Genomic DNA, 7,799 nt, shown 5'->3' on the forward strand with positions numbered 1-7,799 from the left:
GGCGGGGACCGCCCTGACCCTGCGGCCGCGGGGCACCGCCGGGGCCGCCCTGCGGACGCGGAGCGCCGCCGGGACCGGCCGCGCCGCCACCGGGGCGGGGAGCCTGCGGGCGCGGGGCCTGCGGGCGGGCCATGCCGGTGGAGCCACCGGAGGTGAAGGGGTTGTTGCCCGGACGGGGACCGGCCGGACGACCGCCGGGACGGGCACCGCCCTGGCCGGGACGCGGGGCGCGCTGACCCTGACCGCCGTCACGCTGCTGACCGGTCTGGCCCGGACGGGCGCCGGGGCGCGGGCCGGGAGAGGCCGGGCGCGGGGCGCCGGTCTGCGGGGCGGCGGGCTGCGCCGGGGCAGGGGCGGAGAACTCCGCCGCGGGCACCGGGGTGACCGGGGCGGGCTTCGCCGGGGCCGGCTTCGGACCCGGACGGGGACCCGGGGTGGGGGCGCCACCGGCGGGCTTGGGAGTGCTGGGGGTGCTGGGGGCCGCGGCCGGCTTGGGGGCCGGAGCGGCGGGGCGGGGGGCGCCCGGAGTGGGCGCGCCCGGCTTCGCGGGGGCCGCCTTGCGCGGCGCCGCGGGCTTGGCAGCGGACTTGCCGGCGTTGCCGCCGGGCCCCTGCAGCGCGTCAGTCAGTTTACGGACGACCGGCGCCTCGATCGTCGAGGACGCCGAACGGACGAATTCACCAAGTTCTTGGAGCTTGGCCATGACGACCTTGCTCTCCACTCCGAACTCCTTGGCGAGTTCGTATACCCGGACCTTAGCCACTTCGCTCCTTCTAGGTCCGGGTTGTCAACCGGACCGTCGCTACTTCATGGGCGTACTCATCGCGTACTCATCGAGTGCTCATCGCAATCTCGACCTACTTCCAAATCGCGAGGTACCTGACCGCACGGGTACCGGGTACCCGTGCCTGGGACATCCCCGCAGATGCGGGGTCCAACTCTTCTACTGCTCGATCCGCTCGATGTGGCGACGCAGTTCCGCGGTTTCCAGCGGTCCCGGGCTTTTGAAGGCCCGGGGGAACGCCCGGCGGCGGACCGCCAGGTCGAGACAGACCAGTGTGGGGTGCACAGAGGCACCCCGGCCGGGCAGCGTACCGCGCGGATCGGGGACGCAGGCGCCCTCGATCAACACGATCCGCAGCAGATCGCCCTTGGCCGCTCGCTCCCGGCACCCCACACAGGTGCGCTGAGGGCATGCGCGGGCATGCGTCCGGCCAGACACGGTTAAGTCTACCTCCCCGAGCCGGGCTCACCCCTTTGGGGCACAGATCGGCTCCGTATGCTTTTTGACCCGTGGCGGAAACCGCCGGGGGCACTGCCTTGCGGTACCTGCGCCGGCCCGCCGCCGTGCGCCCCCGGGTGCTCCCGCGCGCCGGTGCTTACTCCGGCTTGTCCTGCTGCTCGGTGTCCGGACGGATGTCGATCCGCCAGCCGGTGAGCCGGGCGGCCAGGCGGGCGTTCTGCCCCTCCTTGCCGATGGCGAGCGACAGCTGGTAGTCCGGGACGGTCACCCGGGCCGAGCGGGCGGCGAGGTCCACGACCTCGACCTTGCTCACCCGGGCGGGCGACAGCGCGTGCGCGACCAGCTCGGCCGGGTCGTCCGACCAGTCGACGATGTCGATCTTCTCGCCGTTGAGCTCGGCCATGACCGCGCGCACCCGGCCGCCCATCGGGCCGATGCAGGCACCCTTGGCGTTCAGGCCGGAGCGGGTGGAGCGCACGGCGATCTTGGTGCGGTGGCCGGCCTCGCGGGCGATGGCGGCGATCTCCACCGAGCCGTCCGCGATCTCCGGGACCTCCATGGCGAACAGCTTCTTCACCAGGTTGGGGTGGGTGCGCGACAGCGTCACCGACGGGCCGCGGACGCCCTTGGCCACCCGGACGACATAGGTGCGCAGCCGGGTGCCGTGCGTGTAGTCCTCGCCGGGGACCTGCTCCTGCACGGGCAGGATGGCCTCCAGCCTGCCGATGTCGACCAGGACGTTCTTGGGGTCCTTGCCCTGCTGGACGACGCCGGCGACGACGTCGCCCTCGCGGCCCGCGAACTCACCGAAAGTGATCTCGTCCTCGGCGTCGCGCAGACGCTGGAGGATGACCTGCTTGGCGGTGGTCGCGGCGATCCGGCCGAAGCCGGACGGGGTGTCGTCGAACTCGCGGGGCTCCTCGCCCTCGGCGAGGTCCTGCGGGTCCTCCTTGGCCCAGACCGTGACGTGGCCGGTCGCCCGGTCCAGCTCCACGCGGGCCCGGCGGCGGCTTCCCTCGGTGCGGTGGTACGCGATGAGGAGGGCCGACTCGATCGCCTCGACCAGCAGGTCGAAGGAGATCTCCTTCTCTCGCACCAGGCCCCGCAGGGCACTCATGTCGATGTCCACGGCTACGCCTCCTCTTGGTTCTCGTCGGCTTCTGCTGCGGCCTGCGCGGCCCCCGCACCGGACGGTCGGTTGAACTCGATCTCCACGCGGGCCTTCGCGATCTCGTCGAAGGCGAGCCTCCGGGCGGTGGGCCTGCGCCCCTTCACGCCCGGCACTTCCAGGTCCAGCCCCTCGTCGTCGACGGCCACGATCCGCGCGACCAGCTCGCCGCCCGCGGTGAGCTGCGCCTTGATCAGCCGGCCGGTGGCCCGGACGTAGTGCCGGTGCTGGGTCAGCGGGCGGTCGGCGCCGGGGGAGGTGACCTCCAGGACGTACGGGGCGCCGCCCATCACGTCGCTCTCGTCGAGCTTCGCGGAGACCTCACGGCTCAGCTCGGCGCACTCGTCCAGCTGAACGCCCTCGTCGGAATCGACCACGATGCGCAGCACACGCCGTTTTCCGGCCGGTGTCACTTCGACCTCTTCCAGATCCAGCTCCCGTGCGCTGACGAGAGGGGCGAGCAGCTCGCGGAGCCGCTCGCTCTGGGTGGTGCTCATCCGGGTGACTCCTCGGCCGCGTGTGCTGTTGTGGGAAAGTCGCGTGTCAGGTCAAAGCCTATCCGTTCCGGCACCCGGCTGACGATTCGGTGCCTCGTCCACGGGGGTTCCGCCGGGCGCCGGTACGCTCACGTCCGGTGATCATGAGTCTGATCCCGTGACGGTGGTCCGACGAAATCCGGCAGGAAGAGGAACGTGGCGTTCACGACGACGACGCGGGCCCGCGGCGGCCCGCGCAGACGCGCGCTGCTGACGGGCGCGGCGGCACTGCTGGGCGGCGCCGGGCCGCTGCTCTCCGGCTGCTCCGACGGGGCGTCCGGGCCGGACGACGAGCGGGCGCGCTTCGAGGCCCGGCTCCGCGCCGGGGCCGGGCGGGACGCGGCGGCGCTGCTGGCGCGGTACGACGCGACGATCGCCGCGCACACCGGGCTCGCGGACCGGCTGCGGCCGCTGCGGGCCGAAGTGGCCCGGCACGCCGAGGCGTTCGGAACACCCGGTTCCGGCGGTTCCGCGTCGCCCTCCCCGGCCTCCTCCCCGTCCTCGCCGCCTCCCCGGCCGGCCGTCCCCGCCGACGAGGACGCCGCCCTCGCCGCGCTCGCGGCGGCCGAGCGCCGCACGGCCGACGGCCACGGCTCGGCCCTCGCCGAGGCCCCGCCCGAACTCGCCCGGCTGCTGGCCTCCGTGGCGGCGGCGGGCGCGGCGCACGCCTATCTGCTGGGAGCGGGCGCGTGAAGGACTCGGCGGAGCTGACCGCCGCACAGGCGGCCCTGGCCGCCGAGCACGCGGCGGTGTACGGGTACGGGATCGTCGGCGCCCGCGCCGAGGAGGAGCGGGCCAAGGAGGCCCGTGAGGCGTACGAGGCGCACCGCGCCCGGCGGGACGCCATGCGGCGTGCCGTGCGCGATCTGGGCGGGAAGCCCGCGGCCGCCGACGCCGCGTACGCGCTGCCGTTCCCGGTGCCGGACGGGGCGGCGGCGGTCCGGCTGGCCGCCGAGCTGGAGAGCCGGGTCGCGGCCGTCTACGCGGATCTGGTCGCGGCGTCCCGGGGCGCCCTGCGCGGGGAGGCGGCGGCCGCGCTGCGCGAGGCGGCGGTGCGGGCGGTGCGCTGGCGGGGCGGCAGCGTAGCCTTCCCTGGGCTCGCAGGACGGGCCCCGGCCGGCGGACCGGACGAGACCTGAAGGCTCCGGCGCCACCGGCGACACCTGCCTCACCGGCAAGGACGAAAGGGACAGCACAGGGATGGGCCATGCGAACGACCGCCTCGAACCGCCGGAACGGCTGGTTCGCGCCCTGGGCTCCGATCCCGACCTCGGCCGCGCCGAGACCGCCCGCCGGTGGCTGGCCGGTCTTCCGGCGACGGCTCAGGAGTGCCTGGACCGCTGGGACCTGACGCCCGAGCGGGTGCAGGAGCCGGGCGGGCGCTCCGGCATGGTGGTCCTCGTGCGCCGGGCGGACGGCACCCCGGCCGCCCTCAAGCTCGTCCCCCCGGACGGCGGGGCCGAGGCCGAGCGCGCCGCGCTGGAGCACTGGAACGGGCTGGGCGCGGTCCGCGTCCTGGCGGCCGCTCCCGAGGCGGGCGCGCTGCTCCTGGAGCGGCTGCACGCGGACGTCAGCCTGCGCTCGCTGGCCGAGGCCAAGGCGCAGTTGGAGGCGTCCGCGACGCTGCAACGGCTGTGGGTCCCACCGCCCGCCGGGCTCGCGCTGCCCACGGTGGCCGGCCACACGGCCGCCCGCGCCGAGGCCCTGCGCGCGCACCGGGACAGGCCCTGGGCGGCGGACGCCCAGGTGCTCGTCGACGAGGCGCTGGAGCTGCGGGACGCGCTGGCCCCGGGCCCGGCCGACGAGCCGCCGAGCCTGCTGCACGGCGCCTACCACCAGGGCAAGGTCCTGGCCGGCGACCGCACCCCCTGGCTGGCCGTGGGCCCCCGGCCGCTGACCGGCGAGCGCGCGTACGACCTGGCCCGGCTCGTCCGCGACCGCGCCGACACGCTGCTGGCCTCCCCCGGCGCGGCGGCGACCGTCCGGCGCCGGGTGGCCAAGCTCGCCGACTCCCTGGAGGTGGACCCGGACCGGCTGCGCGGCTGGACCCTGTTCCGCGCCGTGGCCGACGGCGTCCTGGAGCGCGCCTCCGGCGCCCGCACCACCGGTGAACTCCTGCTGGAGTTCGCGGCGTTGCTGTAGGCGGCCGTTTGCGCAGGTCCGTCACTGCACCTGCTCCTGCCTGCCGTAGAAGTGGAACCTCCCCGAGAACCGGACGGGCGCGCCGACGGGCAGGGGGTCGCCCAGTGAGACGGGCAGGGGCACCTTCGACCAGTCGATGGTCCGGGTCTCGTCCTCGGCCGGATCTCCCCGGAGCGCCGGGCGCAGGTCCACCCAGTCGCAGCGGCTGCGCGGGACGTGAGTGGTCAGCGAGAACTCGTCGTTCGCGTCGTACCACCCTCCCTCCTCCAGAAGGTGGCTCTCCACGGTGTCCCGGAGCACGCCGGTGTCGTTCAGCAGCCAGGACCAGCCCTCCATGTCCCCGTTGTTGCTCACCATCACCGCCCCCTCCAGCAGGTGGAAGCCGTGCCGATGGGACGGGGGAAGGTCGCCGGCCGGCTCGGGGAGCGTGGTGTTCTCCAGGACTTCCACCCTCGCCCGAGCGACGTGGTCGTGGGGGTCGAGGCGGAGCGCCGTCCGGTACGCCGCGGCCGCCGCTTCCCGCTCGCCCAGGGCCTCCAGCGAGCAGGCCAGCGCGAAGGCCGCCAGATTGTCGGCGGGTTGGAGGTCCAGGGCCCGGCGGGCGGCCCGTACGGCCTCGGCCGCCAGGGCCCGGCCGGGTCCGTCGTCGGCGGGCAGCTCGGCGGGTGGGACACGGTCGTCGTCCCGGTGGTCCACCAGCACGTTGACGGTGTGCTCCATGTGCGCCCGCAGGGTGCCCAGGGCCAGCAGCGCCAGGCAGCCGACGCCGGTGGGGTCGTCGGGGACGGCTTCCAGGACGGCGGCGTAGCGCTCCCGTATCGCGGCCGCCTCCGGTTCCAGGTCCTCGGGCGGGAACCCCTCGGTGTAGTCCCAGTAGTCCCGGAGGAGTTCGCCGGCTTCCCTGCGCGCTGATGCGGTGTCCGCTGCGGTGTCCATGGCCGGAAGACTAGGGGTGGGCACTGACATTCACCGGTGCCTCACTCCTGCAGCGGCAGTTCCGCTCCCATCACGACGTACGGGCTGAGCGCGCTGGGGAACACCACCTGCCGGGCCAGGTCCCGGTAGCCCAGCTTGCGGTAGAGCGCCCGGGCCGGGCTCTCCACGTCGATGGCGGAGAGGATCGAGCGGGGTTCCTCGGCGTCCGCCGTGATCGAGGTGATGAGGGTCCGCCCGATCCGCCGGTTCTGGAAGGCCGGGTGGACGTGCAGCTCGGTGATGACGAAGACGTCGTCGAGCCAGTCCTCCGTACCGGTGGCCCGCAAGTACGGTTCCACGACGGTGGACCACCAGTGCCGGCGGTCGTTGGGCATGCCGTAGACGAAGCCGACGAGCCGTCCGCTCTCCGTCGTCGCTCCCAGGGCCCGGGCGCCGGGGGTGGTGAGGTGGCGGAGCACGATGTGGCGCCGGACGCCGACCTCCTCCGCGGTGAGCCCGAAGGCCTGGGCCTGCACGGCCAGCGCGTCGTCCACCCGCGCGGCGAGGTCGAGCGGGCCGACCACGATGTCATCCATGCCGGGAGGCTACCCGGCCGGCCGGTCTCCCCGGCGGGGGCGGTGCGGCGGGTCAGAACAGCACGCTCATGAAGGCGCCGGTCTCGGTGAAGCCCACGCGCCGGTAGGCCGCGCGCGCGGCCGCGTTGTAGTCGTTGACGTAGAGGCTGACGACGGGGGCGACCTCGCGCAGGGCGTAGCGCAGCACGGCGGCCATGCCCGTCACGGACAGGCCGCGGCCCCGGTGTTCGGGCGCGACCCAGACGCCCTGGATCTGGCAGGCGTGGCGGGTGGCGGCGCCGATCTCGGCCTTGAAGACGACCTTGCCGTCCTCGACACGGGCGAACGACCGTCCGGAGCCGACGAGTTCGGCGACGCGTGCCTGGTAGAGGAGACCGCCGTCCCCGGCGAGCGGCGAGACGCCGACCTCCTCGGTGAACATGGCCACGCAGGCCGGGAGGATCAGCTCCATCTCGTCCTTGCGGACGCGGCGGACCAGCGGGTCGGGGTCGACGTCGACGGGGAGCGAGCGGGTGACCATGAGCGGCTGGTGGGCGCGGACCTCGCGGGCCGGGCCCCAGTGGGGCTCCAGCAGCGACCAGAGCGCGGCGGTGGGCTCGGCCGGGCCGACGATCGAGGAGCAGCGCCGCCCGGCCCTGCGGGCACGGTCGGCGAAGGCGCGGACGGCTTCCTGACTCGCGCCGATGGGGACGAGGTTGGCGCCCGCGTAGCAGAGCGATTCCAGCCGCCCGTCGGCGTACCAGCCCCACATCTCGCCGCCGAGCCGCCATGGGTCGAGGCCTGCGACCTGGACACGGGCGGCGACGAAGGCGTTGGCGACGGGGTCGCGGTCGAGGACCGCGAGGGCGGCGTCGAGATCGCCGGGTTCCAGGACCTTGGTCGTGGTCGTCGTCAACACGTGTGGGGTTGCCTCACCGTCACGGGCCGGAGGCCAGGGGAACAGATCCTGGCACTTTACCTCTCCGGTCCCGCGTGTACCCCCTCGCAGCAGGGAGACGGGAGGCCCCTCGCCGCGCCGGCCGGCGTCAGCCCACGCTGACCTCGGGTTCACCCGAGGGGATGCCGTCCTTCTCCATCTGTGCGGCGATCTTCAGGGCCTCTTCGATGAGGGTCTCGACGATCTTGGACTCGGGGACGGTCTTGATGACCTCGCCCTTGACGAAGATCTGCCCCTTGCCGTTGCCGGACGCCACACCCAG

At 74.4% G+C, this 7,799-nt stretch carries 10 protein-coding genes and 1 pseudogene; 3 read left to right on the top strand and 8 right to left on the bottom strand.

All coding sequences use genetic code 11. From position 1 onward, the window contains the following. From HN013_RS31840 to rimP, 4 genes are all read right to left on the bottom strand, one after another. A partial coding sequence (locus HN013_RS31840; protein WP_171172451.1) for a translation initiation factor IF-2 N-terminal domain-containing protein occupies positions 1 to 763 on the bottom strand: 763 nt, incomplete at its 3' end. Between the two features lie 180 nt (positions 764 to 943). Then, positions 944 to 1,222 carry a YlxR family protein gene (locus HN013_RS31845; protein WP_171172453.1) on the bottom strand — a complete coding sequence of 93 codons (279 nt, stop codon included), beginning with the start codon at positions 1,220 to 1,222 and terminating at the stop codon, positions 944 to 946. Between the two features lie 157 nt (positions 1,223 to 1,379). Continuing rightward, the gene (nusA, locus tag HN013_RS31850; protein ID WP_171172455.1) at positions 1,380 to 2,372 is read right to left on the bottom strand and encodes a transcription termination factor NusA; all 993 of its coding nucleotides are present in this window, start codon (positions 2,370 to 2,372) and stop codon (positions 1,380 to 1,382) included. A gap of 2 nt (positions 2,373 to 2,374) precedes the next feature. Next, positions 2,375 to 2,908 carry a ribosome maturation factor RimP gene (gene rimP, locus HN013_RS31855; RefSeq protein ID WP_171172457.1) on the bottom strand — a complete coding sequence of 178 codons (534 nt, stop codon included), beginning with the start codon at positions 2,906 to 2,908 and terminating at the stop codon, positions 2,375 to 2,377. A gap of 195 nt (positions 2,909 to 3,103) precedes the next feature. On the opposite strand from rimP, the gene HN013_RS31860 reads away from it, so the two are divergent. The 3 genes from HN013_RS31860 (at position 3,104) to HN013_RS31870 (ending at position 5,089) form a co-directional block, all read left to right on the top strand. Next, positions 3,104 to 3,640, top strand: coding sequence for a hypothetical protein (locus tag HN013_RS31860; protein ID WP_171172460.1), 537 nt, complete (start codon positions 3,104 to 3,106; stop codon positions 3,638 to 3,640). Then, positions 3,637 to 4,086: a DUF4439 domain-containing protein gene (locus tag HN013_RS31865; RefSeq protein ID WP_171172461.1), complete on the top strand. Its 450-nt coding sequence runs from the start codon at positions 3,637 to 3,639 to the stop codon at positions 4,084 to 4,086. Before HN013_RS31860 ends, HN013_RS31865 begins: the two co-directional genes overlap by 4 nt. A 61-nt stretch (positions 4,087 to 4,147) precedes the next feature. Next, the gene (locus HN013_RS31870; RefSeq protein ID WP_171172463.1) at positions 4,148 to 5,089 is read left to right on the top strand and encodes an aminoglycoside phosphotransferase family protein; all 942 of its coding nucleotides are present in this window, start codon (positions 4,148 to 4,150) and stop codon (positions 5,087 to 5,089) included. Positions 5,090 to 5,110: 21 nt separating this feature from the next. Here the strand turns inward: HN013_RS31870 and HN013_RS31875 are convergent, their stop codons facing one another. The 4 genes and pseudogenes from HN013_RS31875 to HN013_RS31890 form a co-directional block, all read right to left on the bottom strand. Continuing rightward, on the bottom strand, positions 5,111 to 6,025 hold the full coding sequence (locus HN013_RS31875) for a hypothetical protein (RefSeq protein WP_171172465.1): 915 nt from the start codon (positions 6,023 to 6,025) through the stop codon (positions 5,111 to 5,113). Between the two features lie 41 nt (positions 6,026 to 6,066). After that, positions 6,067 to 6,600, bottom strand: coding sequence for a GNAT family N-acetyltransferase (locus HN013_RS31880; RefSeq protein WP_171172467.1), 534 nt, complete (start codon positions 6,598 to 6,600; stop codon positions 6,067 to 6,069). 52 nt (positions 6,601 to 6,652) lie between these two features. After that, the gene (locus HN013_RS31885; protein ID WP_171172469.1) at positions 6,653 to 7,498 is read right to left on the bottom strand and encodes a GNAT family N-acetyltransferase; all 846 of its coding nucleotides are present in this window, start codon (positions 7,496 to 7,498) and stop codon (positions 6,653 to 6,655) included. 127 nt (positions 7,499 to 7,625) lie between these two features. Continuing rightward, positions 7,626 to 7,799: pseudogene (locus HN013_RS31890) on the bottom strand (4-hydroxy-3-methylbut-2-en-1-yl diphosphate synthase); the annotation flags it as partial.

This window comes from Streptomyces sp. I05A-00742 (assembly GCF_013055795.1).
Lineage (GTDB): Bacteria > Actinomycetota > Actinomycetes > Streptomycetales > Streptomycetaceae > Streptomyces.

Excerpts from the sequence above, each read along its gene's own strand:
- HN013_RS31875 (WP_171172465.1), bottom strand. The coding sequence starts at position 6,025 with ATGGACACCGCAGCGGACACCGCATCAGCGCGCAGGGAAGCCGGCGAA.
- rimP (WP_171172457.1), bottom strand. The coding sequence starts at position 2,908 with ATGAGCACCACCCAGAGCGAGCGGCTCCGCGAGCTGCTCGCCCCTCTC.
- HN013_RS31880 (WP_171172467.1), bottom strand. The coding sequence starts at position 6,600 with ATGGATGACATCGTGGTCGGCCCGCTCGACCTCGCCGCGCGGGTGGAC.
- HN013_RS31870 (WP_171172463.1), top strand. The coding sequence starts at position 4,148 with ATGGGCCATGCGAACGACCGCCTCGAACCGCCGGAACGGCTGGTTCGC.